Below are 25,598 nucleotides of genomic sequence, written 5' to 3' on the forward strand. Positions count from 1 at the left end.
CATTGATGTTCCCACGTGTCCCCCAGAGACGGCGTCGAGTGTCACGTCGTGATCTGATCCGCCGCGCGGGCCGAATGGTCAATCTCCGACAACTCGCCCACGAATTTTCGGGTCCGAGGGCAATCTGAAGCAGACTATACCATCTGATCCGCCCCTGGATCGCCCCCTCCGATGGTGTTTGATCGGACCATGTCAGCAATGCCGTCCGCCGACCGGCCGCGGCGCCGCACGCGCAGGATGCGGCGCACGGTGGTCGTATGCGCAACCGTGTGCGCAATCCTGGGGGCCGTAGCGCTCCAGGTGCTCGTCTTTCCGCCGCTCGATGAGCCGGATCCCGTCGATGTGATCGTGGTCCTTGGCCGCCCGGTGCCCGAGCGAGTGAATGTCGCCGAGGACCTCATGGCGCACAAGCTCGGTGCGACACTGCTGATCTCGGTGGACGACTACGGCATCGATGATGCGAGCAACGTCGTTCCGTGCCGACAGTCGCGGCCGTATCCCGTCATCTGCGAGGTGCCCGATCCGTTCACGACGCAGGGCGAAGCGCGCATGCTCGGCCGCTTGGCGATCGAGCACGGCTGGCGCAGCGCGCTCGTGGTGACCTCGACGTATCACGCGGCCCGTGCGCGGCTGCTGTTCGGGCGGTGTTTCGACGGCCGGCTGCTCGTCGTCTCCGACGGCGCCGGTCTGTCCTTGTTCGAAGGCGGCAGGCAACTCCTCTACCAATCGGCGGCGCTGGCCAAGGCGGTCTGGACCCCCGGATGCTGAGCGGCCGGCCGCAGCCGGCCCGACGCCGGCCACTATCGTGGGTCCCGTGAGTGTTCTCGTGACCGGCGGCGCCGGATACATCGGCGGCCATGTCGTGGCCGCCCTGCAGCTGCGCGGGGAATCGGTCGTGGTCGTCGACGACCTCAGCACGGGAGTCCCGGAGCGTGTCTCGGGCCTCCCGCTCGTATCGTGCGACCTCGCGTCCGATGATGCGGCCGATCAGGTCGAGGCGGTCCTGCGTGAGCACGAAGTGCACGCCGTCGTCCACCTCGCGGCGAAGAAGCAGGTCGGGGAGTCCGTCGAGCGACCCGCGTGGTACTACCGGCAGAACGTCGGTGGGCTGGCGAACCTGCTCCTGGGAATGGAATCGGCCGGGGTCTCTGACCTCGTGTTCTCCTCGTCGGCGGCCGTCTACGGCAGCGGGACCGGTGAGCCTGCGCGCGAGAGCGACACTCCCGAGCCGATCAACCCCTACGGTGAGACGAAGCTCGCGGGGGAGTGGATGGTCGGGGGCGCGGTGCGCGCCGGATGGCTGCGCGCCGTGTCGCTGCGCTACTTCAACGTTGCCGGGGCCGGGAGCGAGCTGCTCGCCGACCGGTTCGCGACCAACCTCATCCCGATCGCGTTCGAGCGACTTCGCGCCGGCGAGGCGCCGCGTGTCTTCGGTGATGACTACCCGACGCCCGACGGCACCTGCATCCGCGATTACGTGCACGTGGCCGATCTCGCCGACGCACACCTGGCGGTGCTCGATGCCCTCGCCGCCGGCGGCCCGGTACCGGCCGCTGTCAACGTCGGAACGGGCACCGGATATTCGGTCTTCGAGGTGCTGGCGACCATCAGAGACGTCACCGGCATCGCCACGCCGCCGATCGTGGGCGCCCGCCGACCCGGCGATCCGGCGACGCTCATCGCCGACGCGTCGCGAATCGGCGCGGAACTGGGCTGGTCGGCCCGGTTCGGCCTGCGCGAGATCATCGCGTCGGCCTGGGACGGATTCCGCGCCGCGCGCGCCGCATGACAATGCCGTCGGACTTCTCCGCTCCCGCGAACGGCGCCGCACCCCCGGTCCGTCGCGCGCACGCACTGGCGGTGACCGACTCCGACGACCATGTCGTGGTGCTGCGCCTGGACGATCCCCGGTGCGAGCCGTACATGCTGCAGGGCACTGGCGTCGCGCTGTGGCGCGAGATCGATGACAGGCGCAGTGCCGAGGAGATCGCCCGGGTGCTCGCCGAGCGCTATGGCGCAGATCTGGCGGCGGTGCGACGCGACGTGCTCGCGTCGCTGGCCGTGCTGGTACGCACGGGACTGCTTCTGCCGGGCGGCGACGGCGACGCCGCCGGATCACCCGGACAGTAGCGCGCCTGGCCGTGGACGCTTGCCGGTCCAGCCGCACGCCGCACGAAGAGAGCCGGGCGCCTCGCCGATCTTCGCCGCCGACGAGGGCCAGTAGTATGGGCGGGCATGACTGTGCTGGCGGGGACGGTATCGCGGCAGCACACCGGGCGAACTGAGGGCGGAGCATGACACGGGGGAAGATCGCGCTGGGGCGTGTGACGATCGCCGCCAATAACGGCGCCATCGCGGGTGGCGAGGTGATGCTGCTGAACATCGCGCGCGCCTGCGAGGAACTCGGCGTCGACACGGTCGTCGTCGGCCCGTCGCACTCGTCGGACCTGGTCGATGCGGCGCGTGAGGCGGGGCATCGCACAGTGGTCCTCGAGGCGAGCACCCGCAGGGAGTGGATGCGGGCGCTGCGCCGGTGGGACCGGGATCAGCGCGAGGGACTGCTGTGGTGCAACGGGCTCGTGGCGGCGATCGCGACGACGGGGCACCCCGATCGGATCGTGCACGTGCACTCGACGGTGGCCCCTGCACGCAAGGCAGCGCTGTCGATCGCCCGTCTCGGCGCGCTCGCGACCGTCGTGCCGTCGACCTCTATGCGCCGGGACGTGCGCGCAGCGGATGTCTTCCCGAACTGGGTCCGGCCCATCGAGCGCCGCAACCGAGAACGCCGCTCCGACGAGGCATTCGTCGTGGGATATCTCGGCCGCATCTCGGTGGATAAGGGCGTGCCGATTCTGGCCGGCGCGCTGGGGCGGCTGGAGCAGTCGCATCCCGGCCGGTTCCGCCTGCTCCTGGCCGGCGATGGCCGTTTCGTCTCGCAGCGCGATCAGCGTGCGGTGGAAACAGCCCTCGAGCCGCTCGACGGGCTCGTCGAGCGGCTCGGCTGGATTGAGCCGACGGAGTTCTTCGACCGCGTCGATCTGATCGTCTGCCCGTCGGTGTGGGCCGAGCCGTTCGGTCTGGTGGCCGCCGAGGCGATGGCGACGCGGACACCGCTGCTGGTGAGCGACGCGGGGGCGCTGCCCGAAGTCGTCGGGGGAGATGACGCCGTCATCGTCGCTGCCGGAGACGTGAATGCCTTGGCCGCGGCGATCCTCGATCGTGCCGACGGCGTGGGCGACGCCGCCGCAGCCGTGCAGGCGGGGTTCGCGCGGTGGGAGGCGGAGTTCTCGCCGGAGGCCGGTCGGGAGCGCACCCGGCGACTTCTCGCCGGGCTGGGAAGGATGCAGCCGGAGGTCGGCTATCCCGAGGCCGCGGACGTCGGCCACGAATAGCCGCCGCCATTCGGCGGTGCCTCCCGTACCCGTGCGGCCAGCGCGATCCCGAGCAGCAGGAACGCCGGAAGAGTGAAGAAGACCTCGCCGAGCCTCGTCGCGCAGAGCAGGACCGCTACGGTGGCCGCTTCGATGGCGACGTCGTCGAAGGTGCGGGGTGAGCGCGCTCCGACGCGGAACCCCACGACGACGAACAGCGCGACGACGGCGAGGAGCATGACCCAGCCACCCTCGACGAGCAGCACGAGATACGAGTTGTGGAAGAACCATCGACCACCGGCGACGGTCACTTCGCCTTCTCCGACGCCGAGTCCGTACCACGGCGCCTGGGACACCTTGATCAGGGCCGCGCTGTCGATGCGCGATCTCAGCGCATCCGAACCGGCACGCTCGGCGTAGTGGCCGATCTCCGCGAGGTTGTCCTCCACCCAGCTGAATGCGAGATAGATCGCGAGCGCGAGCACGGCACGCAGCCCGCCGCCGAGTCGGGTGCTCAGGACGAGCCAGATGATGCCCCCGGCGAACGCAGCCATCGACGTGCGCGAGTCGGTCAGATAGAGTCCCGCCGCGCCGGCGATGAGGATGAGGGCCTTGGCCCAGGTCGGCCGGACGAAGGCGATCAGCAGCAGCGGCAGCACCGCGAAATACAGGCCCGCCCTGTTCTTGTCCTCGAGGAAGCCGGTGAGCAGGCCGCCATAGTTGTCGGGAGCCAGGCCCGCGTAGAACAGGGCGGTGTTGGCCACCAGCCCGACCCCGGCACCGATCATCACGGATCGGAGGTCGATCCGCGCGCTGGCGATGAAGCCGACCAGCACCATGAGGATCGCGAACCTGGCCAGTCGTCTTACCGGATCGATGTCGTTGACGAGAGCGACCACGGCGAGGTATGCGACCAGGAGCACGCAGAAGTACACGTACCAGCTGATCGGGCGCAGCGAGCGGCGCGGGTGCCGGAACGCGGCGATGACGATGAGCGCGAGGGCGGCGATGTCCGACAAGGGCAGTTCCAAGGGCCCCGGCAGAGCGATCCGGAACACGAACAGACCGCCGAGCAGGGCCTCGAGCAGGCGGAAGTGCCACCGGTCGGAGGAGGACACGCGGTCGCCCGAGACTGCCTGCGCGCAGGCGTGTGATGCAGGGAGCACGTCGGGACACCTCCCAGAGCGGAACGGACGATCGGCAACGGCTGTGAGTCTACTGGGGCGGTCTTCGCGCGTACGTGACACATGTGCGCCAGCCCGCGTGGGGACCCACCGTGCGTGCTGGTAGTGTGTAGTCGAGCTTTGAAATGTCCGTAAGTGCGCGCTCTCTGGGGAGAGCGTCCTGTTCTTGAGAGGTCACGGCCGTGCCATGACGGTACTCGACTTCCTCCGCCTCACGCGCAAAAACTGGATCATTCTGATCGCCGGCATCGTTCTGGGAGCGATCGTCATGTTCGGCTACACCCAGGTGCAGCCGCGCGTGTATGCGGCCAGCTCCGCGGGCTATGTGGTCGCCGGCGGTGAACCCGGTCTGATCGATGCCCTGAGCGGGGCGGAGGTGGCCTCGAACAAGGCGCGCTCCTTCATCCCGCTCATCACGAGCCGCGCCGTGTTCGAAGAGATCGCAGCCGATCCGGATCTGGACCTCGGCGGCCAATCCCTCGACGGGCGATTGTCGGCGTTCGTCGCGGAAGGCAGCGCCCTGCTCCAGGTATCGGCGACGGCGTCCACACCCGAAGCCGCCGCCGCCCTCGCCAACGGCGCACTGGATGCCGTGGCGACCGTGGTCGGACGTCTGGCCGCCGGGCTCGGCGGCCAGACGTCGTCGATCGCGGTCGTTCCGCTCGAGAACGCCGTCGCACCGACGGCGCCTGTGAGTCCGGATCTGCGCACGAATGTGCTTCTGGGCGCGATCGCGGGGCTCGCTGTCGCGTATCTCCTCATCTTCTTGCGCCGGGCCGCGGACGTGCGCATTCGCACCGCCTCGGACCTGTCCAAGGCTGCCGGTGGCGCCGGCGAGCTCGGCAGGATCCCCAAGTCCTCGCAGCTGGCTGGCGCCGATCGCAAGCTAGCCGATGCCGATGCCCGTGCCGCCGAAGCGTTCCGCCGGCTGCGCACCAATCTGCGCTTTTCGAGCGTCGATGAGCAGGTGCACAGCGTCGTCGTGACCAGCGCCAACGCCGGTGAGGGCAAATCGACGGTGGCGGTCATGCTCGCGAAGGTGCTGGCCCACTCGGGCCAGCCAACCGTGCTCATCGACGCCGATCTGCGCCGCCCCTCCGTTTCGGGCCTGACCGGTGTGGACGGCAGCATCGGCCTCAGCGAGGTGCTGAGCGGCCAGGTGCAGATCGATGACGCGCTGCGCACCACGGACACACCGGGTCTGTTGGTGCTGCCCGCCGGTCATGTGCCGCCGAATCCTTCCGAGATGCTCGGCTCGCATGCGATGAGCTCGGTCCTGGCGGGACTGTCGGAGCACTACTTCGTCGTCATCGACGCGCCACCGGTGCTTCCCGTGACCGATGCCGCGCTCCTCAGCGTGGCGGCGGACGGCACGATTCTCCTCGCGACGGTCGGAAAGACACGCAAGGAGGACATGGCACTCGCGAGGCACACGCTGGACCAGGTGCACGCGCGGATCCTCGGCACGGTCCTCAACAAGGTATCGGGGCGCGAGACCGGTGAGGGCTACGAGTACCAACGCAACGCGAAGTACTACGCCAAGGGCCCGGAGTCCGTTCCCGCGGCCGCGGCAGTGCCGGCTCCCGCGACCCGGGCAGACGGTGAGACATCGTTCGACGGGGCGAGGCTGCGCCGCGCTGCCCGTCGAGGGGACTGATGCCCACTCTGCTGTTCGTCTGCCAGGCAAACATCGCCCGGTCGGCCTCTGCTGAGCTCCTCGCCCGCCACGCCATCGGCGGGGAGGGGGCGTGGGAGGTCGCCAGCGCAGGCGTCGACGCGCTGGCAGGTCACGGCGTCGACCCCGAGCTCGCGCGGGCGCTTCACCGGCGCGGGATCGGCACTTCCGCTCACATCGCACGTCAGGTCGATGCGGACATGCTCGCGGATGCGGACCTCGTGCTCGCCTTCGAGGCGCGACAGCGGACGTGGATGCTCAAGGAGTCACCCGCATCGGTCCGCTCGACATTCACGATCCGTCGCGCAGCGCACGCGCTTCGACGGCTCCCGAGGCGGGCCGAGCCGCTGAGCTTCCTGGCCCTGGATGACGCACCGTACCTCGGTGAGGACGATTTCGCCGACCCTTACGGACGTGGCTCAGCCGCCGCCGAGAGCGCCGTCGCCGAGATCGCGGAGCTGCTCGAGGTCATCCTCGCTGCGGTCGGCGCGACACCGCGGGTCACGGCATCGCCGCTCCGGGGGATGTCGCAGGGCGTGTCACCGGGAGCGCTTCTGTGATGTCGGCAAGGGAGCCGCATCCACGTCCGACCGTGTCCGGCGTCTCGGTCATCGTCGCCCACTACGGCGATCCTGCGACGACGTCTGCGCTCGTAGCTGCGCTGCAGGCCCACTCCGAGCCGCTCATCCGGGAGATCATCGTCGTCGACGATGCTTCGCCGATCGCGTTCCCGGAACGCCTCGGGGTCAATGTCATCCGCCGTCAGCGCAACGGCGGCTTCGGCGCGGCCGTCAATACCGGCGCCTCCGTCGCCGTGGGCGAGCTGATCATGGTCCTCAACAGCGACCTCGATATCGGCGCATCGTTCGTGCGCGATCTCGTCGGGGCCGCGGCGCCGTGGCAGCCCGCGGTCGTGAGTCCGCAGATCGTGCGTCCCTCGGGCGAGGCGGAGTGGGTCGGCCGCCACTTCCCCCGTACCGGACACTACGCGGTGGAGTGGCTGACCCCGTTCGCTCGCTTCCGTCACAGGCGCGGACTGCACGAGGCGGTCGGACACGACACCCGCTGCGTCGCGGGGGCGGTGGTCCCGGTGGACTGGGTCGCAGGTGCGGCGATGCTGATCCCGCTCGCGGAGTTCCGCGCGGTGAATGGCTTCGACGAGGGCTTTCACATGAACTGCGAAGAGGTCGATCTGCAGCGCCGCCTGCGGAGCCGGGGCGTCCCGTCGGTCTTCGCCGGAACGGTCACCGCCGTGCACGAAGGCGGCGGCTCGTCGGATCCTGCGAGGCGACGCCGGTGGCTGGTCGATTCACGGCTTCGCTACGCGCGCAAGTGGGGCGAAGGCCCGCGCCGCCTGCAGCTGACGCTCGCCGGGGCATCGCTGGTGAACTTCGCGGTCAACGGCGTTCGACAGCTTGCGCGGCGACCGATCGATGCGCGGCGGATCCTCCGCGACGAGCTGAGGCTGCTGCGAGGCGCGCAGTGAGCTCCTCCGCGCGGGGACGTCGCGTCCTGCTGGTCAGCCCTGTCTTCCACGGATATTGGCGCGCTGTCCGCGACGCACTCGAGGCGCGTGGGCACACTGTCGTCGTGCACTGCTACGACGCCCCCGCGAACCTGCGCCAGCTCGTGCGCAACAAGGTGGCGCACGAGCTGCCCGGTCGAGCAGCGGCGCGCTCGGCGCAGCGGGCGATCTGCGACAGCGCCGTCACGGCGCTGCGTGAGTCGCGAGCCGATGCGCTTCTGGTGATCAAGGCCGATCTGCTGGGGGAGCGCTGGTGGCAGGCGGTGGCCGAGGCGCGCGTGCCGACGGTGCTCTGGCTGTACGACGAACTGACGCGGATGGACTACTCGCTTGAGACGCTGCGCGAGATCGGTCCGATCGTGAGCTACAGCCCGCGCGACGTCGCGCGACTGCGGGCCGAAGGCATCGCCGCGACCTACCTGCCGGACGGGTTCGACTCGCTCGCAGAGTTCGTCGCCCGACCCACCGGGGCGGCCACCTTCGTGGGAGCGCGCTATCCGGGGCGAGAGCGCCTCATGCGAAGGCTCGCAGCTGCCGGCATCCCGGTGAAGGCATATGGGCGGGAATGGTCTCGCCGCCCGTGGGACATCGTTCGCACCCGGCGGTTCGCGAGCCCCGGCATCCCGGCCGGTCCGGACCTGCCGCGCAACGACTATTACGGCGTGATGGCCGGCTCCCTCGCCGCGCTGAACATCCACGGAGACGATCACGACGGTTTCACGATGCGCACCTTCGAGGCGCCCGGCGTGGGCGGTCTCCATCTCGTCGACCGCCCGGATGTCGACCGATACTACGACGTGGGGACGGAGACGCTGGTGTTCACCTCGCCCGAGGAGCTTGTCGACCACGTCGCCCGGGCGCAGCGCGAACCGCAGTGGGCCGGCGCCATCCGCGAAGCAGGCAGGGCACGGACCCTTGCCGAGCACACGCTCGTGCATCGCATGGGCACAGTGGAGGCGCAATGGCACTGACATTCCCGTCCGACCTCCATGCCTGGCAGCGCTGGCAGAACTCTCGCAACCGGCTGCGCCGTGCACGAGACCTCGCGCAGCGCCCGTCACCGCCCTCGCTGTGGCTGGCCACCACCGGTCCCTCACCGTCGCTGCTGGTCGCGGTGGACTCGACGACACCGAGCTCGGTCGCCGCGTTCGCCGAACCGCTGCGTCATCTCGGGGACGCCCCCGTCGCGGTGCTCTCTCTCGCCGACATCAGCGCGCAGCTGCCGGGGGAATGGACCGTCCGCGCCCTCGACGGCGAGCGCGACCTGCCCCGCGAGCTCGGCGCGGTGACGACGGTCTTCGCCGCGGGGCACTTCCTGCCGGCGGGCGTCGCCGCCCACGCATGGGCGCGCGCGCTCGGCGCGCGGTTCGTCGTCGCGCAGCACGGGCTGCTGACACCGTGGGCGCCGCCCCTGCCCGAAGATGCGCATCTGCTGGCATTCTCCGACGCCGATGCGCGCTATTGGGCCTCCGGACGATCCGACATCACCCACGAGGTCGTCGGATCGCAGCTGTTCTGGCGGGCGCGACAGCGCAATCTCCGGCCCGATCTGCAGGCGCGGCCGCTGTTCCTCGGCCAGCTGCACGGCGCCGAACTGCCCCGGCGGATTTCGGCGCGCTCTGCGGGCCGTTTCTGCGAGAGCGTCGGGGCGACCTACCGTCCGCATCCGTCCGAGACGGACCGGCTATCCCGTCTGCAGCATGCGCGCTGGCGTCGTCGGGGAATCGATTTCGACACCTCCGGCAGACCCCTGAGCGAGAATCGCCGTCCGGTCGTCTCGATCTTCTCGACGGGCGTCCTCGAGGCCGCTGCGGCCGGCATCCCCGCGTGGGTCAGCGCCGTGCGTCCTCCTGCATGGGTTCTCGATTGCTGGGAGCGCTACGACATGTCGGTGTGGGGCGGCGATCCGACCCCACCCCCGGACGTCGCCGATCTCGAACCGGCCCAAGCCATCGCGGGCAGCCTGCGCCGGCTGGCGACAGGAGGATGACGATGAGCGAGGAGACCTCGAACATCCTGTGCGTGATCCCGGTGCGCGGTGGATCCAAGGGCGTACCGGGGAAGAACCGGCGCCTCGTGGGCGGCAAGCCGCTCGTGGTGTGGACGATCGAGCAGGCGCTCGCCGCGCGGCCCGCCCTCGACGTGCTCGTATCGACCGATGACCCGGAACTGGCCCGCATCGCGCGCGAGGCGGGGGCCGACGTGCCGTTCCTGCGCCCGGACAGCCTCGCGCAAGACGAGACGGCGACGGAGCCGGTGATTGTGCACGCGATCGCACATCGCACCTCCGAGGGGCGACGCCCTGACGCGGTCATGCTGCTGCAGGCCACATCGCCGCTGCGGCTGCCCGGCACCATCGATCGGGCCGTCTCGCAGTTCCGCGAGACGGCGGTCGACTCGCTGGTGGGTGTCGTGCCGCAGACCCCGTTCCTGTGGCGACGGGGCGACCCGGTCCTGGCCCACTACGACATCGACGCGCGACCTCGGCGGCAGGAGCTCGACGCGGATGGCTACTTCTACCGTGAGACCGGTTCGCTCTATCTGACCCGCACCGAGATCTACGAGCAGCGGCACAATCGCCTCGGCGGCGATGTGGGACTATTCGTGATGGTCGACGTCGAGGGGATCGACATCGACACAGAACTCGACCTGAGCCTCGCAGCGCACGAGCTGCAGCGGCTATCGACAGCGGACGGCGACCCGACGAGATCGTCCGCACCAGAGGAGACCGCCCTGTGATCATCGAACGCAACCTCGGACCGTACATCGTGTTCGCGCAGGATCCGGTGCTGGTGGGTCTGCAGAAGATCAGCGCCAACGGCGAGCGCATCGTCTTCTGCGTGGACGAGCACGGGATCCTGCGCGGGTCGCTCTCGGACGGGGACTTCCGGCGCTGGATCGTCGCCCACCCCACCGCCTCGCTCGAGATCTCATGCGGCGAGGTCGCCAACGTCGCCGTGCGCTCGGCGGCGGCAGAGGCGAACCCCGCCGAGCTCACCCCCCTGTTCGGGCGCGGAGGGATCTCCCACATCCCCCTCGTCGACGATCGCGGGCACCTCGTCGGGATCGCGATCGACCGCAACGATGTGCTGCGGATCGCGGACCACGAGATCGGCGAAGGACACCCGGCATTCGTGATCGCCGAGGTCGGCAACAACCACAACGGTTCGGTCGATCTGGCCAAGCACCTCGTCGATCTGGCGGTCGAGGCCGGCGCGGACGCGGTGAAGTTCCAGCTGCGTGACATGGATGCCCTTTATCGCCAGGGCGGGGGAGCCAGTGGGGGAGAAGATCTCGGCGTGCAGTACACGCTCGACCTGCTGGCGAAGTACTCACTGTCGGCGGAGAGCCTGTTCCGCGTGTTCGATCACGCACAGGAGCGGGGCATCCCGGTCATGTGCACTCCGTGGGACGCGCCGAGCGTGCAGGCTCTCGTGGACTACGGCATCCCGGCGCTGAAGATCGCCTCGGCCGACCTGACCAATCACGAGCTTCTCCGCGATGCCGGCTCACGTCACCTGCCGCTGGTGCTCAGCACCGGCATGTCGCGCGAGACGGAGATCCTCGAGACGACGGCGCTGCTGCGATCGCTCGGCACCGGATACGCGCTGCTGCACTGTCAGTCGACCTATCCGGCGCCGTTCAAGGACGTCAATCTGGCCTACCTCGACCGCCTCGCCGAGATCGGAGAATGCGTCGTCGGCTACTCGGGTCACGAGCGCGGCTGGCACGTGCCGATCGCGGCCGTTGCGCGGGGGGCACGGATCATCGAGAAGCACTTCACGATCGACCGGACGATGGAGGGCAACGACCACACGGTGTCGCTGCTGCCCGATGAGTTCCAGGCGATGGTGCGGCAGATCCGCGACGTGGAATCGGCGATGGGGGATGCGAGCCCGCGGGTCGTCTCGACGGGTGAGCAGATGAATCGCGTCAATCTCGCCAAGTCGCTGGTCGCCGCTGGGCCGCTGGCCGCCGGCGACGTGATAGGCGAGGTGGACGTCGCGGTCAAGAGCCCCGGCCGGGGCCTGCAGCCCAACGCGCTGCCCAAGCTCCTCGGACGAACGCTGCGCCGAGAGCTGGCAGCCGGCGACTTCTTCTTCGCCGGAGACCTGACCGACACGGTGCCGGTGGGCCGGCAGTTCGAGTTCCGCCGCCCGTGGGGCCTGCCGGTGCGCTATCACGACTTCTCCGCGCTGATCGCGGACTGCACGCCCGATTTCCTCGAGTTCCATTTCTCGTACAAGGACCTAGAGGTCGACCCCGCGTCCGTCTTCGACGGTCCGCTGGAGATGGGTTTCACGACGCATCTGCCGGACCTGTTCGCGGGGGATTTCCTCGTCGATCTCGCCTCGAGCGACGACGAGGTGTGGGAGCGCTCCATCGCGGAGGTCCAGCGCACCATCGACGTCACCCGGTCCCTCAAGGAGTGGTTCCCGCGCGAGAGCGAACCGATCATGGTCGTCACGATGGGCGGGTTCACGAAGGATCGTCACCTCGATCCCGCCGAGCGACCGGCGATGTACGCGCGCATCGGGGACGCGCTGAAGCGCCTCGATACGACCGGCATCCGGATCGCCGCCCAGACGCTCCCGCCGCACCCCTGGCTGATGGGCGGCCAGGCGTTCCACAACCTCTTCGTCGACCCTCGCGACACGGCCGAGTTCGCCGTGGCGACCGGCACCGGGCTCTGCTTCGATGTCTCGCATTCGAAGCTCGCGGCGAACTTCCTCGGCATCCCGTTCTCGGAGGTGGTTGCGACACTTGCACCGCTGACGACGCATCTGCATCTGGTCGACGCGACCGGGATCGACGGGGAGGGCGTGCAGGTCGGCGAGGGAGAGGTCGACTGGCCGCAACTCGCTGCGACGCTGGAGGAGCTCGCCCCCGGCGTCTCCTTCATCCCCGAGATCTGGCAGGGCCACGTCGACAGCGGAGCCGGATTCTGGACCGCGCTCGATCGGCTCGAACAGTGGTTCTGACGCCTGACCCAATCGCGCTGTGGGTCATCCCGGTCGCTGACATCGGTGGGGTAGCTCGCCACGTGCTCGATACGGCGCGTCAAGGCGTGCCGGGGTGGCGCCTTGTGGTGCTGTGCCCGCAGGGTCCGCTCGCCGAAGAGCTCCAGGCGCGGGGAGCCGCAGTGGTGACGGGCGAGTTCGGGCCCGACGCGGGAGTGCTCGCTTCGGTGCGCACTCTCCGGAGGGTCGCCCGCGCGCTCCGCCCCGCCACCGTGCACTCGCACCTGGCCTACGCCGACATCATCGTTGCGGCAACCCCGCTGCCGGCGGGCACGCGCCGGTTCACGACTGAGCACGGAATCGCCGGGCCGGATGCCGTGTATCACGGCTCCGCGGCGAAATCCCGCATCATGGGCGCCGTGCACCACCTCCGGCTCCGCCGCTTCGACGGGGTGATCGCCGTGTCCGAGGCGACCAGGCGCGCGATGATCGCGAAGTGGCGGCCGCGGCAGCAGATCTCCGTCATCCGCAATGGCGTCGATCTGCCCGAGGGCATCGTTCCGCGCTCGCCCGCGGCCGGACCGAGCGGCGCAGACCAGGCGCTCCGCATCCTCTCGCTGTCGCGTCTTGCTCCCGAGAAGCGCATCGATGTCCTGATCGACGCCTTCGCTCTCGTACACGCCGAACGCTCCGACGCGACGCTCACGATCGCCGGCGCCGGCCCCCTCGAGCAATCGCTCCGAGCGCAGGTGACCCGAGCAGGGCTGTCCGGTGTCGTGAGCTTCCCCGGGTTCGTCGATCCCGAAGAGGCCATCGGTGCCGCCGATGTCGTCGTGCAGCTCTCGGTGTGGGAGAACTGCTCGTACACGCTGCTGGATGCCATCGCGCGCGGGGTACGTGTCGTGGCATCGGATGTCGGGGGCAACGCGGAGATCGTGCCGGCGGGCTCACTCGTGAGCGATCCGGAGGATCCTGCCGCCGTTGCCCGCACCTTGGCGGCCATCGCGTCCTCCGGTGTCGAGGCCGAGTGGGGCGAGGTCGACGACGTCGCGGTCATGGTCGAGCGCACGAGCGCCGCCTACCAGCGGTGAGGACGAGGGGATTCTCGCAGTGACAGACGAACGAGAGATCGGATCGGGTCCGCATCCGCCTGCCGTGCGCACGCTGGTGATCTGCCCGACGATCTGCCCCGGCGGTGGTCCTCCCGGCTACACCTACAATCTGCGGGCGGGTCTTGCCGAGCTGGTGGACGATCCCGAACTCGGTGCGACGGCCGGCGGCGTTCGTTTTCTGGGAATCGAACTCGGGACCAGGAATCGTGCGACCGGTGCTGCCCCGGCGGACCTGCGCGAGGCGCCGAACAGACCCGCCTCGGCCCGCCTCGCCGCTGGGACGCGCGCGGCTGCGCGAAGGCTCAGCCCGCGGGCGGCATGGCGTCGGGCTCGGAAGACGCTGAAGCGGTGGCGCACCATTGCCGGCGCCGACATCGTCGTCTTCCAGGGGTATCAGCCGGCGGCGGAGGCGCGCTGGGCGCGCCGTGCGGGCAAGACCGTGATCTACATGCCGCATTCGCCGTCGATCTTCGCCGACGAGGTGCGGATGATGCGTGCGCTGACCGGTTCCGATCAGCCGGTCGGCGACTCCGAGCACCGGGCGCTGCAGAACAAGGAGCGTGCGCTGTTCGCGGCCGCGGACGTGGTGGTCTTTCCCACCGCGCACGCAGTGGAGCCGTACAAGGACGCGTTCGGCGAGGTGCTGGCCTCTCGCCGCGTCGCGTACGTTCTGTCCGGCGTCGAGCCGCCGGCGATCGCCGACACCACGGGTGCGGGGCCGGACGCGCTCTTCTCGGAAGCAACGACCAACGTCCTGTTCGTGGGCCGCTATGTGCCGCACAAGGGATACGACCTGTTCCTGGACGCCGCCGAACGGCTCACCGGCGAGGGGGTGGATGCCGCATTCTGGACGCTCGGCGATGGCCCGCTGAAGCGGCCCTCGCGCAGCGTGACCGATCTGGGCTGGCGCGACGCCCCACATGCGGTCATCGCGCAGGCCGACATCATCGTCGTGGCGAACCGGACCGCTTATTTCGACCTGCTGCCCCTCGAGGCAGCCGCGCTGGGCCGAGGGCTCGTCCTGACTCGCGTCGGCGGCAACATCGATCAGCTCGAGCTGCTGCCGGATTCGGTGGGGAGCGAGCCTGATGCGCTGGCCGAGGCGGTGCGGGCGGCAATCGCGCTGAGGCGAGCGTCAGCGGCCTGGGGTCAGCAGAACGCGGAGGCCTTTCATCGCGAGTTCACACACGTCCACATGGCGCGCCGCTGGGCATCGCTGATCGCCGACGTGGCCTCGTCGCGGCGGGATCGCCGGTCACGGCGCCGGTGACGGCTTCGCGGCATCCGTAGCTGCTCCGCTCGCGACGACGAGCGAGGGCGGGGCGTCGACCGGCTGCGGTCGGCGGCGATACCTGATGGTCCCTTCGAGCGCACCGTAGGCCCAGCCGAGTCGCCGTGCGACGTCGATGGTCCCCTTCCGCCGCGCGTCACGGGCGGCGAACGCCACGGCCCGAACGAAAGCCCTCGCCGCACCTCTCACCGACGCGGGGGGAAGCTGGAGGCTGTGCACATACCGGCTGCGCAGCTGCTCGGCCGAACGCGCGTAGCGGCGATACTGACGGAAGGACGAGCGCGGCGTGGGACGCTGCCGGTAGTCGAGGACCGCTCCGGGTTCACCTACCAGCGTGTGACCGGCCAGCTGGAGACGCCAGCTGAAATCGACCTCCTCGTGTCCTTCTCGGAACGACTCGTCGAAACCACCCAGCCCGAACAGGACCTCGGTGCGTACGCCGAGAGCGCAGCCCATGCCATAGCGCAGCGTCCCGAACGGGGCTCGCCGCAAGGTCTGGGTGGCGTCCGCGGCGGTGGGGTCGGCCGGCCCGAGCCGTCCCGTCAGAGGCAGGCCCCCGGCGGCGTCGGCGCGATCGAGGGCCGCGCGGATCGCACCGATGAACCCGGGACGGATCTGGTCGTCGGCGTCGATGAAGACGACCCGATCGGCACGTGCGGCGCGGGCACCGACGTTGCGTGCGTGCCCGACACCGGCGACAGCGCTCGAGTCGACGACGCGAAGCGACCCGAACGCGTCGGAGTATGCGCGCGCGACCGCCACCGTCCGGTCGCGCGAGCCGTTGTCGGACACGATGACCTCGAGGTCACGGGCCTCCGGCTCGGCCGCGATCGCATCGAGCTCGTCGGAGAGCATCGATGCGCCGTTTCGGGTCGGGATCACGACGGTGATCGGAGGCACCGGCCCGTCCTCTGCGGCGATCAGCGGGTCGTGCTCGGCGGTCGAGGGGCCGTACACGGCAGTGACCCTCCGTTCGAACTGAGGCCAGCCGTAGCGCCAGCTCGCCCACTGCGCACCGCGAGTCGCACCGGCCCGGGCTGCGTGCGGATCGCGGAGCGCTTCAATCAGCTGCTGCGCGAAGTCTTCGGCCGAATCCGCGCTGCGGGGCATGAAGGCCGCGTCGCCGATGCCCTCCGCCGCGATGGAGGTCAGCGCCGTGGGAACCCCCCGCGCGATCGCCTCGAGGACCTTGAACTTGACTCCGGCGCCCTGCTGGAGCGGAGCGGCCAGCACTGCCGAGCTCGCGTAGAGACCGTCGAGGTCGTCGACGAATCCGGCGTAGGTGACGCCCGGAGCTCGGGGGACGAGCGGGGCGATGCTCTCGGGCAGCGAGCCGGCGACGTGGAGCTGCGCATTCGGCACGGCACGTCTGACGATCGGCCACACCGCATCGACGAGCCACTGCACCGCTTCGCGGTTGGGTTCGCGCCACAAGGGCCCGATGAACAGGACGCGAGGATCGTGGTCGCCAGGCGCAGTGTCCGCCGGTGCGGGCGGGACGATGTCGGCCGCGATCGGCGGGTAGATGACGGTGGCGCGGTCCGGGCGCGGCAGGATCGAGCGATCCTTCTCGCTGAGCACTACGAGCTCGTCCGCCCATTCGTGAGCGCGTCGTTCCAGCCACCGCGCCTGCGCGAGGCCGGCTGCGGCCTTGATACGGGATCTCAGGCCGCGCGCCGCTGCCAGCTCCCTGGACTTCTGCTGGCTGGCCACATCGTGAAAGGTGAGCACGATGCGCGCGTTCGGGGCGAGGCGTCGCAGGAGGGGCAGCAGAAGCTGCGAACTCTCCCACTGCACATCGACGATGTCCGCTTCGGCGAGCGCGCGGCATGCTTCGGGATGCCGCCGCAGCGCCCGCGCGAAGCCGGCGTGCGGGCTGACGGAGAACGCGTGTCCCCACGCAGCGCGCAGCCGGCGGAGCGGGAGGATCGGCGGACCATCGTCGTAGGGGATCAGGAGATGGGCGGCGGCTCCGGGCTGTACCGCTTCGATGCTGCGGGGCGTGCGCGGAGCGATGACCAGGGTCTCGGCGGTGCCCAACGCGCGATACAGCTGCAGAAGGTAGCGCTCTCCGGCATTGTCGGGCTTCGGGTTGGGCAGCATCGGCGAGACGAAGACGATCTTCACGTGAGTCTGCCCAGTTCGACGAGGTGGCGGAACTCTGCGTTGCGCTCGCTGAGGCTCGACATGTCTCCTTCGGCGGCGATGCGACCGTCGGACATGAAGACGATCCGATCCGCGTTCTTGACGGTCGACAGCCGGTGGGCAACGACCAGGATCGTCATACGACCCTTCAGCGCATCGATGGTCTCTGCGATCTGCGCTTCCGTGGCGTTGTCGAGGGCCGACGTCGCCTCATCGAGCACGAGCACGGCAGGACGCCGGTACAGCGCTCGGGCAATGCCGATGCGCTGCCGCTGACCACCCGACAGGCGCACGCCGCGCTCGCCCACTCGGGTGTCGAGACCCTGGTCGAGTGCGGCGATGAACGACGTGAGCTGCGCCGAGGCGAGAGCCTCTTGGATGGCGATTTCGTCGATGTCCTCGTCCGGCACGCCGAAGGCGATGTTCTGCCGAAGCGTCCCGTCGAAGAGGAAGACATCCTGCGACACCATGCCCAGGGAGTCGAACCACGTCTGGGGATCGTCGTAGATCGAGCGGCCGCCGCTGAGGATCTGGCCCGAGGTGGGGGTGAGCAGTCCCAGCACGAGGTCGAGAAGCGTGCTCTTGCCCGCTCCACTGGATCCGACGAACGCGGTCATCTCGCCGGAGCGCACGATCGTCGTCACGCCGCGGAGGATCTGTTCGTCGGAGTCGGGATAGGCGAACACGACGTCGTCGATGACGATGTCTCCGCGGTGCGCTTCGATCGACAGCCGCTCCTCTTGATGCGGTGTGTGCTGCCCGAATTCCTCGATCTCGGCCACGAGGAGCTTCATGCCGGCCTCGCCCGCTCGAATGCTCGTCATCATCGCCGATACCTGGTTCATCGTCGGCAGCAGCCGCACCGAGGCCACTGCGAACAGACCGAGCACAGAGAGGGCGGTCGCACTCGACGACGTCGCGAACAGGAGGACGGTGAGCAGGATGATCGTCAGGATGAACACGATCTCGAGCGCGTAGCGGGGAAGCTCGCTCATGAGAGTGAAGCTGCGCGCCGCGTGAGCGCGAGCGGTCCGGGCGGCCCGGTACCGCTGGACATAGGCGCCGGCCAGAGCGGCGATCCGCGTGTCGCGGAACCCCTCCAGGCTGGGCGTCACCACACGCCACCCTGCGACGTCAGCGGCAGCGACACGGTCGCCGATCGCCAGCTGCCGCGACTTGAGCAGCGCCTGGATGCCGAGGGTCGCCGAGGCGAACACGGTGATCGCGACGATCGTCGCGAGGGGCGAGACGATCAGGAGCACGGCGGCGATGCCGACGACGGTGATGAGGTTCGACAACAGGGTCACCAGGCCGGTGAGCACTCGGCCGAACGTCTCGTCGATGGACATGCCGAGATTGCGGTAGATGGCCGGGAGGGCGCGCATTCGATGGGTCGAGTACGGAGAGAGCAGGTAGGCGCGCAGCAGCTCGCTCGCCGTATCGGCGGCGAGCTGATTGATCCGCCCGAGCAGCCACCAGCGGAAGGCGATCGATACGACGCTCTTCAGGATGAACGCTGCGGCGATGAGAGACCCGCACAAGATGATCAGGGTCTGCATGTCGTCCGTGCCGAAGAACCCGGCGAGCCATCCGCCGTACGTCCCGGATGTGCCGTTGGTCAGCAGATCGAGCAGGGGCAGCATCGCCGCGACGCCGAGCATGTCGAGGGCGGCCAGCAGCACCGAGCCGAGCACGGCGCCCACGAGCCAGCCCCGGTGCCGCCCCGGCAGCAACGACATCGCGATCCGCAGGTGTTCCAACAGGTTGGAAAGCTTCATCTCCGCCTTGCCTCTCGCTCTTCCCGCGCGCGGACGCATGCCGACAACGTCCGGCGGGCCCACTCATCCCAGTTGAGATCGCTCGCCCAGCGGGCGCGCGCGGCCTCGCTCAGCCGCGACCGGAAGGCCGGGTCGGCGAACGGCGGGAGGGCTTCGGCCGCCGCCTCTGCGAGTTCGTGCGGCGAGTCCGTGTCGGCGCCGACGAGCACTCCCGTCTCATCGTCTCGGACGATGCTCGCGACGCCGCCCACGTTCGCGGCGATCACCGGCAGGCCGTGGGCTGCCGCATCGGTGAGGGTCACGCCGGCGGCGTTGGCGCTGGTGAGTTCGAGCAGCACATCGGCGCGAGCGTATTCGGCGCTGAGCGCGGCGGGATCGAGCCGTCCTCGTGCCCGACACCACTCCGGCAGGCCCGCCGGCGCATCCCCGACGATGGTGAGAACGACCTGTGTTCCCCGGTCCTGCGCTCGCCGCACGGCCTCGACGGCGACATCGCCGCCCTTGCGGTGCCAGTCGCTCGCGACCAGCAGCGCGTTGAGCACGTGCGGCGCGGAGTCCTCGCGCGTCGGAGCCGTGAGCGGCTCGATGCCCGGTCCGGTCGGCGCGAGCACGCACTGATGCGTCCCGACGGCGTAATCGCGCACCAGCGAATCGATCGCCCACTGCGACGATGCGACGAACACATCGGTCGCCCGGGTCGAGCGTTCGGCGATGATCTCGGCCTGCAGCGACGAAAGCGGATGCAGATTGCTGAACATCGGGTAGAAGCCGCGAATCGCTGCGAAGGTCGCATCCGATACCTGTACGACCGGCACGCCGACGTCTCCGAGGAACGCGAGATCGGTCGACGCGACGACGCCGAGCACCACGTCAGGAGCGGCCGCGCGGATGCGGCGGCGCACCGAGCGGCCGCGCGCGATCGCCGTCGCCAGACCGAAGCCCCACAGGTAGCTGCGGCTGCTGACGGCGCCGAGCAGCCGCGCAGCGCCTCGATCGAGCAGCGAGGTCGGCTGCTGGGCGGTCGAGAGGGGAACGACGTCGGCCACATCGCTGAGTGCGGCGACGATCAGCGGAATCATCCCCGACCAGGCGTCGGGGTCATCCAGACGCCAGGGGGTGACCACGGCGATGCGCAGGCGATTGCTCTCGGGCTCGGTGTGAGGAGGTATTCGCATCGATGCGTCCCTCGCGCACCGCGCACGGTCGGGCATCGCCGATCTCGCGGTGCGGTTAAGGGTAGCCACCATCACAGAGTAGTCGTCGCCGCGGAGAGGTGCCGACGCTGCGCGAGCATCTGCATGCAAGCATGGGGTATGGCACAGACTCCTCGACTCGCGGTCGTCATCCCGGGCGGTCAGCCGAACACGAGCGACGGTCGCGTGAAGATCGCTCGCAAGACGGTCACCGGGATGGTCGCCTATCAGGAGCGGTGGCCGGGTGAGGTCGTCATGGTCGGTCGCGATGCTGGCGAGGACGGCAACGTGGGACTCGGCGGGGAGTGGGTGCGCGCGGAGGATCTGCCGTTCCGCCTGCATGTCGCCGGCGATCTCGGCGAGGCGCTGGCGTCGGCTCGCCCGGACATCGTGCTCGCGCCGCATCATCCGGACTTCCGTGCCGTGTTCGACGCGTCGGTGCCTGCGGCGTTGACCAGCGAGATCCCGGCTCGCGACGCCGCGATCCCCCCGCTCGAAGAGCGGCCCGCTCCCGTCGCGCGGGCGCGGATCGTGGCGGGAGCCGTTCGCTACGAGGGGCAGCTGCGCCGCATGGCCAAGCGCGCGGCGGGGCTCCAGTGCAACGGATGGAGCGCGTGGGAGGCGTACTCGCGGTTCTCGCCGGATCCGCTGCTGTTCTACGACACGCGCCTGACGCGTGCGCAGGTGGACGAGGCGAGCCTCGACGATCGAGAGCTCCTGCCGGACGGACGTCTACGGATCGCCTTCTCGGGCCGGTTCGTCACCGGGAAGGGGCCGATCTACGCGGTGCGCCTCCACGATGAGCTTCGAGCGCGCGGGGTCGCACACACCATGACGCTCGTCGGCGGGGGTCCACTGGAATCGGTTCTGCGCGTCGCGGCGGACGGCGACGTCCAGTTCTTGGCACCGATGGATTTCGACACCGAATGGGTCCGCTGGGCGCGCGAGAGCGTCGATGTCATGGTGCTTCCGCACATTCAGGGAGATCCGTCCGGAACCTATCTCGAGTCCGGCGGACTGGGAGTTCCCGTACTCGGATTCGACAACACCGCGTTGCGCAATCTGGTGTCGAGGTTCGATCTCGGATGGGCCGTTCCGCTGCGAAACGTGCAGGCGCTGGCCGACATCGTCCAGCGCCTGGTGGCCGATCGCGGGCTGCTCGCCGATCGCGGCGAGCGAGGGCGACGATTCATGCAGGAGCATCACTTCGATGCGGAGTTCGATCGCCGCATCGAGCATCTGGTGCGGATCCTCGCCTCGAGATAGGCGCGGGCGGTGCGGTCAGGCCTCGGCGATGCGCCAGCGCGGATCGTATGGATCGCGGTGGCGCTGCCCGTCCTCATCGATGAAGTGGTGTTCGGGCGCGACAGCGAGATGGTCGGTCTGAAGCACGGAGGCCAGGTAGCCGCCCCAGAACGAGAAGGTGGAGTTGGCCAGAATCAGGGTCCGGGCCGAAGCGAGAACGGCGAGGTCGTCGAACATGCTCGTTCGCTCGGGCACGACCCGCATCGTCCCGGGCAGGAGTGGTGCGACGTTCTCGACGCACCACGGCACATCGTCGGACACGACCACGACATCGTCGACGGCCCGCCCGCTGCTGCGCAGGATCTCTATCGAACCGGTGATGTTCCGCTCGATGTCCAGTCCGTACATGGCCGTCAGCTCGGGGTACTGGTAATAATCGCCGCGTCGCACGTTGAGGACGCAGGTGTCCGGCCCGATCCACGAACGTGCGGCGTCGAGCCGTGCGCGAAACGCGGGCGACGACTCGACGAGCGCGATGCAGAATCTCTCCAGCTCGGCGCGGGTGAAGGACTGACCGAAGTAGTGGCGGTGTTCTCCGACCCATTCGCTGAACAGTGTGGATGCCTCGTCGCGGCGGATGGAAAGGTGGCTCACCAGAGGAAATTCGGTGAGCCACTCGTCGATCACCTCGTGATGAAGGACGCGAACCGGTCGGCGCTCGGTATCGCGCGTGTAGGCCCACATCCAGTAGTAGAGGTAGTTGCCGCCGCGGGTGAGGGGAGAACTGATATGGACGGTGGGGGCTCCCAGCACTTTGCCCACAGGGGTGAGGAGCCCGCCCCGCAGCGCCACCTTCGCGCGGTGCCGGAATATGTCGCTCATGGTCATCGTCTGTCCTCGTCCGTCGCAGGCTGGTCGGGCGCACGGCTCCGGCGACATCGGCGGGTCTGCGCCTGACCGCTCGGCCAGCCTAATCGGTGATGTGCGTGGCGCCCCGGCTGCTTCGTGCCAGCGCATCGAGGGCGAGCGCGACCTCGTGCCACGTGCGTCGGAACGAGAATCGCTCGACGGCTGCCGCTCGTGCCGCGGCGGCGATGCGTTCACGCCTGGTGTCGTCGGCCAGGATGGCGCCGATCACCTGAGCGGTGCCGCGCGCATCGTGCAGCGGGATGGCGAGATTCGTCACCCCATCGTCTATGTAGTCCCCCATGGCCTCCGTCGCCGTCACCGCGACGCACCGGCCGCACGCCATCGCTTCGAGGAGCACACTCTGCCCCGTCGGATACGCAAGGTCATGGGTCGGTACGACGACCAGGTCGGCGGCGCGGAGATTCTCCCGATGCTCGGTCATCGACACCATCCCCGCGACGGTGACGTTCGCCGGGATGTCAGCGGGATCGATACGACCGGTGCTCGTGACGATGTGGAACCGCGCGTCGGGAAGGAGGCGGGCCGCATCGAGGAGCGTGTCGAAGTCGCGTCCGCGATCGATGCCGACGCTCAGCACCTGGAATCGGCGCGACACTGCAGGATCGGGGCAGTACCAGTCGGGGTCGACGCCGAACAGCACCGGCACGATCTTGTCTCCCGCGCCGATGCTCGCGAATATCTCCACTTGGTTGCGGGAGAAGACGAAGACGCGGTCGATGCCGGCCAGCGCGTGAGCGATCCGACGGCGATCCGCTTCCGTGCCGGTGGCGATCTCTTCGGCCCACCAGCACGAGATGGCCGCGAGCGGCCGATTCGCATAGGGCGGCAGGCCTCTCTGCTTCAGCGTCGAAGGGAGCACGGCCATCCCCTCGAGGAGCGCGAGCACGACGTCCGAGCGCGCAGCGCTGACCGTGCCGCGCACGGCAAGGTCCACCCGCACGCCGGATCTGTGCTCGATGACGTCTCGCACCTTGCGGTGCACGCGCCCCTCCGCGGGACGCACGGGCATCAGATCGATGCCCTCGTCCATGAGCAGGTGCACGCAGTACGGACCCGAGACCTGCTGGTCTGCCGGGAGACGATGCTGATGGCGTCTGACGCCGTGGTGGTCGAAGAGACCGAGCACGCGCAATTCGGGCACCGCCCGAGCATACCGGGCGTGCGGCTCGGGCGATGCGGGATGGCGAGCGAGCCGGCCGATGCGATCCGCCGGGCGCGTCTGCCCGAGTGGGGTAGATCGCTAGAGTTGTCGCGTGACCCGAGCCAGCGTGATCGTGCCGAGCCGCGGCGGGGCCGAGCGTCTTCCTCGATTGCTGGCCGCTCTCGGCGCGCAGACGCATCCCGACGTGGAGATCATCGTCGTGGTCGACGGTGACATCGATGGCTCGGAGGAAGTCCTCGAGCGATCACCGATCACCGTTCGGAGCATCGCCTTCGCCGAGAACAAGGGGCGGTCGGCCGCTCTGAACGCGGGCTTCGCCGCAGCGACGGGCGATGTGCTGATTCGATGCGATGACGACCTCGAGCCCGCGCCGGGGTGGGTCGCTGCCCATGTCGCTGAACATGCCGGCGAGTCGGTGGGTGTCATCGGGCTCTATCGCAATGTCTATCCGGACAGCCCATATGCGCGTGCCTATGGACGCAAGGCCGACCTTCTGTTCGCCGAAAAGGCGTATGCGACGCCCGCGGAGCGCACGTGGCGGTATTGGGCGGGCAATGCATCGGTGACGCGGGAGACGTTCGCTCGGATCGGCCCGTACAGCAGCGCCTACCGCTCGTACGGCTGGGAGGACGTCGATTGGGGATATCGACTCCACGCCGCGTCGGTTCCCGTACGCATGCTCCCCGGCGCCGAGTCCATCCATCACTCGCCGTCCGTTTCCGCCGCGATCCGGAGCAAGCGCGCCTACCTGTCGGGTTCGGCCCGCCGGACGTTCGAAGGGCTTCACGGCGTCGATGCGGCGGGTCCGCTCAACCGACCGGGCGGGGTGTGGGGCGGTGCGGTGCGGGCGCTCGCGTGGCGGGCGGGCGAAGCGAGAGTGCAGCGCGTCGCCTCGTTCGTCGACCGGCTCATCACCGTCGTGCCGCGCCCGATGGGTGAGAAGCTCGTCGCGCTCACCGTCGAGTCCGCCGCGATCGCGGGATATGACCGAAATGAGCCCAGTCGGTCTCTGGTATGAGCCGTGCGGAGCGGCATCCGTCATACCGCTAATCTGACCGAGTGACCATCGGGGACCGTCTGTCGTCGCGCGACAACGCGTTGAACTTCGTTCGCCTCGCGCTCGCGGCCACCGTCATCGTCAGTCACGCATGGCCCGTCGGCGGCTTCGGCGATTCTCCGGTCGTCGGGCTCGGAGGCTGGGCGGTCGACGGCTTCTTCGTCCTCTCGGGTTACCTCATCGCCGGGTCGAGGATGCGAAACGCGTTCTCCCGGCTGGCCTGGCGCGCGGGCCGTCTATTGGTGCAAAACCGATCGGTTTTGCACCAATAGGGTGTCTTTCCCCGAGGTGCCGGAATCTCGCGGGTCGGCTTGGTGTGTGATTTTTAGCGCTTTGTGGCGGCGTTCTGTGCTCGCTAGGTGGCGCTTCGCGTTGCTTGTCCATGTCAATTGCGAGCGAACCTCAGCGACATGTCCCACGAGGTCACGTCCCGTGCAGTTGCTGGGGACTGCCTCCATTCCCGGCCGCCAAATCGTCGCTCGGGTCCTCACAATGTGAGCGGAATTGTGTGCAGACATCAGTGTTTCGGCGGGTGGCCGAATATCTTTTTCCTGATCTCGGCTGAAATTCATCTTGCTCAAACTGTTGACGAAAGCTCTTGAGACAGGTTCACTCGAAGTGGGGGAAGCAATGGTGCTCCGCCATATGAAGAGCATCTCGGATGGCATCGACCCGTCGACGACCTCGGGCCGGCTGATGCTGAACATGCTCGCCACTTTGGCCGAGTACGAACGCGAGCTGATTACCGAACGGGTGAACGCAGGAATCACAGCCGCCCGAGAAGGCGGCACCAAGTTTGGTCGGCCTCTGTCTGATCCCGTGGTCGTAGCCGACAAACTCAAGCTCGTCACGGAGGCCCGGGCGAAGGGCCGGACTGCGGAGGATGCGGCAAGGCTCGTCGGGTGGAGCCGGGCCACCCTGTACCGGCATCAGCAGGCCGTCGCGGCGCGCGAGAGCACCACCGTGTAG

General features: G+C 69.0%; 22 protein-coding genes and 1 pseudogene. 17 read left to right on the top strand and 6 right to left on the bottom strand.

The features are described from left to right. Window positions 1-198 precede the first annotated feature (198 nt). The 4 genes from K2F54_RS15195 to K2F54_RS19630 all read left to right on the top strand — a co-directional run bounded on the left by K2F54_RS15195 (window position 199) and on the right by K2F54_RS19630 (window position 3,392). Window positions 199-768 carry a YdcF family protein gene (locus tag K2F54_RS15195; protein ID WP_220606697.1) on the top strand — a complete coding sequence of 190 codons (570 nt, stop codon included), beginning with the start codon at window positions 199-201 and terminating at the stop codon, window positions 766-768. 46 nt (window positions 769-814) lie between these two features. Further along, window positions 815-1,789, top strand: coding sequence for a UDP-glucose 4-epimerase GalE (galE, locus tag K2F54_RS15200; protein ID WP_220606698.1), 975 nt, complete (start codon window positions 815-817; stop codon window positions 1,787-1,789). Between the two features lie 71 nt (window positions 1,790-1,860). Continuing rightward, window positions 1,861-2,130: a PqqD family protein gene (locus K2F54_RS15205; protein ID WP_220606699.1), complete on the top strand. Its 270-nt coding sequence runs from the start codon at window positions 1,861-1,863 to the stop codon at window positions 2,128-2,130. A gap of 194 nt (window positions 2,131-2,324) precedes the next feature. Continuing rightward, on the top strand, window positions 2,325-3,392 hold the full coding sequence (locus K2F54_RS19630; RefSeq protein WP_220606700.1) for a glycosyltransferase family 4 protein: 1,068 nt from the start codon (window positions 2,325-2,327) through the stop codon (window positions 3,390-3,392). On the opposite strand, the gene K2F54_RS15215 is transcribed toward K2F54_RS19630, so the two are convergent. Then, on the bottom strand, window positions 3,359-4,537 hold the full coding sequence (locus K2F54_RS15215) for an O-antigen ligase family protein (protein WP_220606701.1): 1,179 nt from the start codon (window positions 4,535-4,537) through the stop codon (window positions 3,359-3,361). The genes K2F54_RS19630 and K2F54_RS15215 overlap by 34 nt on opposite strands. Before the next feature lie 205 nt (window positions 4,538-4,742). Between K2F54_RS15215 and K2F54_RS15220 the strand changes: the two genes are divergently transcribed. The 9 genes from K2F54_RS15220 (at window position 4,743) to K2F54_RS15255 (ending at window position 15,098) form a co-directional block, all read left to right on the top strand. After that, window positions 4,743-6,212, top strand: coding sequence for a tyrosine-protein kinase domain-containing protein (locus tag K2F54_RS15220; protein ID WP_220606702.1), 1,470 nt, complete (start codon window positions 4,743-4,745; stop codon window positions 6,210-6,212). Beyond that, entirely contained in the window at window positions 6,212-6,790 is a 579-nt protein-coding gene (locus K2F54_RS15225; RefSeq protein WP_220606703.1) for an arsenate reductase/protein-tyrosine-phosphatase family protein, read from the top strand. The genes K2F54_RS15220 and K2F54_RS15225 overlap by 1 nt, the downstream gene beginning before the upstream one ends. A gap of 32 nt (window positions 6,791-6,822) precedes the next feature. Continuing rightward, the gene (locus K2F54_RS15230; RefSeq protein WP_308287690.1) at window positions 6,823-7,716 is read left to right on the top strand and encodes a glycosyltransferase family 2 protein; all 894 of its coding nucleotides are present in this window, start codon (window positions 6,823-6,825) and stop codon (window positions 7,714-7,716) included. Window positions 7,717-7,820: 104 nt separating this feature from the next. Continuing rightward, the gene (locus tag K2F54_RS15235; protein ID WP_308287691.1) at window positions 7,821-8,726 is read left to right on the top strand and encodes a CgeB family protein; all 906 of its coding nucleotides are present in this window, start codon (window positions 7,821-7,823) and stop codon (window positions 8,724-8,726) included. Then, window positions 8,717-9,745: an RNA-binding protein gene (locus K2F54_RS19350; RefSeq protein WP_255577164.1), complete on the top strand. Its 1,029-nt coding sequence runs from the start codon at window positions 8,717-8,719 to the stop codon at window positions 9,743-9,745. The genes K2F54_RS15235 and K2F54_RS19350 overlap by 10 nt, the downstream gene beginning before the upstream one ends. Window positions 9,746-9,747: 2 nt before the next feature. Further along, entirely contained in the window at window positions 9,748-10,494 is a 747-nt protein-coding gene (locus K2F54_RS15240) for an acylneuraminate cytidylyltransferase family protein (RefSeq protein WP_255577165.1), read from the top strand. Next, window positions 10,491-12,737 (top strand): N-acetylneuraminate synthase family protein, encoded by a 2,247-nt coding sequence (locus tag K2F54_RS15245; RefSeq protein ID WP_220606706.1) that lies wholly within the window; start codon window positions 10,491-10,493, stop codon window positions 12,735-12,737. The genes K2F54_RS15240 and K2F54_RS15245 overlap by 4 nt, the downstream gene beginning before the upstream one ends. Then, complete coding sequence (locus K2F54_RS15250) at window positions 12,728-13,807, top strand: glycosyltransferase family 4 protein (RefSeq protein WP_220606707.1); 1,080 nt, start codon at window positions 12,728-12,730, stop codon at window positions 13,805-13,807. The genes K2F54_RS15245 and K2F54_RS15250 overlap by 10 nt, the downstream gene beginning before the upstream one ends. A 19-nt stretch (window positions 13,808-13,826) precedes the next feature. Beyond that, window positions 13,827-15,098 (top strand): glycosyltransferase family 4 protein, encoded by a 1,272-nt coding sequence (locus K2F54_RS15255; RefSeq protein WP_220606708.1) that lies wholly within the window; start codon window positions 13,827-13,829, stop codon window positions 15,096-15,098. Here K2F54_RS15255 and K2F54_RS15260 read toward each other — a convergent pair. Genes K2F54_RS15260 through K2F54_RS15270 form a run of 3 tightly spaced genes read right to left on the bottom strand, consistent with a single transcriptional unit; the run spans window position 15,084 to window position 20,121 of the window. After that, complete coding sequence (locus K2F54_RS15260) at window positions 15,084-17,246, bottom strand: glycosyltransferase (protein WP_220606709.1); 2,163 nt, start codon at window positions 17,244-17,246, stop codon at window positions 15,084-15,086. The two genes, K2F54_RS15255 and K2F54_RS15260, sit on opposite strands and share 15 nt — an antisense overlap. After that, window positions 17,243-19,042, bottom strand: coding sequence for an ABC transporter ATP-binding protein (locus K2F54_RS15265; RefSeq protein WP_220606710.1), 1,800 nt, complete (start codon window positions 19,040-19,042; stop codon window positions 17,243-17,245). The genes K2F54_RS15260 and K2F54_RS15265 overlap by 4 nt, the downstream gene beginning before the upstream one ends. Next, window positions 19,039-20,121, bottom strand: a complete 1,083-nt coding sequence (locus tag K2F54_RS15270) for a glycosyltransferase family 4 protein (protein ID WP_220606711.1) — start codon at window positions 20,119-20,121, stop codon at window positions 19,039-19,041. The genes K2F54_RS15265 and K2F54_RS15270 overlap by 4 nt, the downstream gene beginning before the upstream one ends. A gap of 234 nt (window positions 20,122-20,355) precedes the next feature. Between K2F54_RS15270 and K2F54_RS15275 the strand changes: the two genes are divergently transcribed. After that, complete coding sequence (locus K2F54_RS15275) at window positions 20,356-21,501, top strand: glycosyltransferase (protein ID WP_220606712.1); 1,146 nt, start codon at window positions 20,356-20,358, stop codon at window positions 21,499-21,501. 15 nt (window positions 21,502-21,516) lie between these two features. Here K2F54_RS15275 and K2F54_RS15280 read toward each other — a convergent pair whose 3' ends face one another. Together K2F54_RS15280 and K2F54_RS15285 are read right to left on the bottom strand one after the other, a co-directional pair. After that, window positions 21,517-22,368 (bottom strand): alpha-1,2-fucosyltransferase, encoded by an 852-nt coding sequence (locus tag K2F54_RS15280; protein ID WP_220606713.1) that lies wholly within the window; start codon window positions 22,366-22,368, stop codon window positions 21,517-21,519. An 82-nt stretch (window positions 22,369-22,450) separates the two neighbouring features. Then, window positions 22,451-23,551 carry a glycosyltransferase family 4 protein gene (locus K2F54_RS15285; RefSeq protein WP_220606714.1) on the bottom strand — a complete coding sequence of 367 codons (1,101 nt, stop codon included), beginning with the start codon at window positions 23,549-23,551 and terminating at the stop codon, window positions 22,451-22,453. Between the two features lie 112 nt (window positions 23,552-23,663). Between K2F54_RS15285 and K2F54_RS15290 the strand changes: the two genes are divergently transcribed. From K2F54_RS15290 to K2F54_RS15300, 3 genes and pseudogenes are all read left to right on the top strand, one after another. Next, window positions 23,664-24,590: a glycosyltransferase family 2 protein gene (locus K2F54_RS15290; RefSeq protein ID WP_220606715.1), complete on the top strand. Its 927-nt coding sequence runs from the start codon at window positions 23,664-23,666 to the stop codon at window positions 24,588-24,590. 41 nt (window positions 24,591-24,631) lie between these two features. Beyond that, entirely contained in the window at window positions 24,632-24,901 is a 270-nt protein-coding gene (locus K2F54_RS15295) for an acyltransferase family protein (RefSeq protein WP_220606716.1), read from the top strand. A 373-nt stretch (window positions 24,902-25,274) separates the two neighbouring features. Further along, window positions 25,275-25,598 (top strand): annotated as a pseudogene (locus tag K2F54_RS15300) (recombinase family protein); the annotation flags it as partial.

Origin of the sequence: Cryobacterium inferilacus, from assembly GCF_019599185.1 — a bacterium.
Taxonomy (GTDB): domain Bacteria; phylum Actinomycetota; class Actinomycetes; order Actinomycetales; family Microbacteriaceae; genus Cryobacterium; species Cryobacterium inferilacus.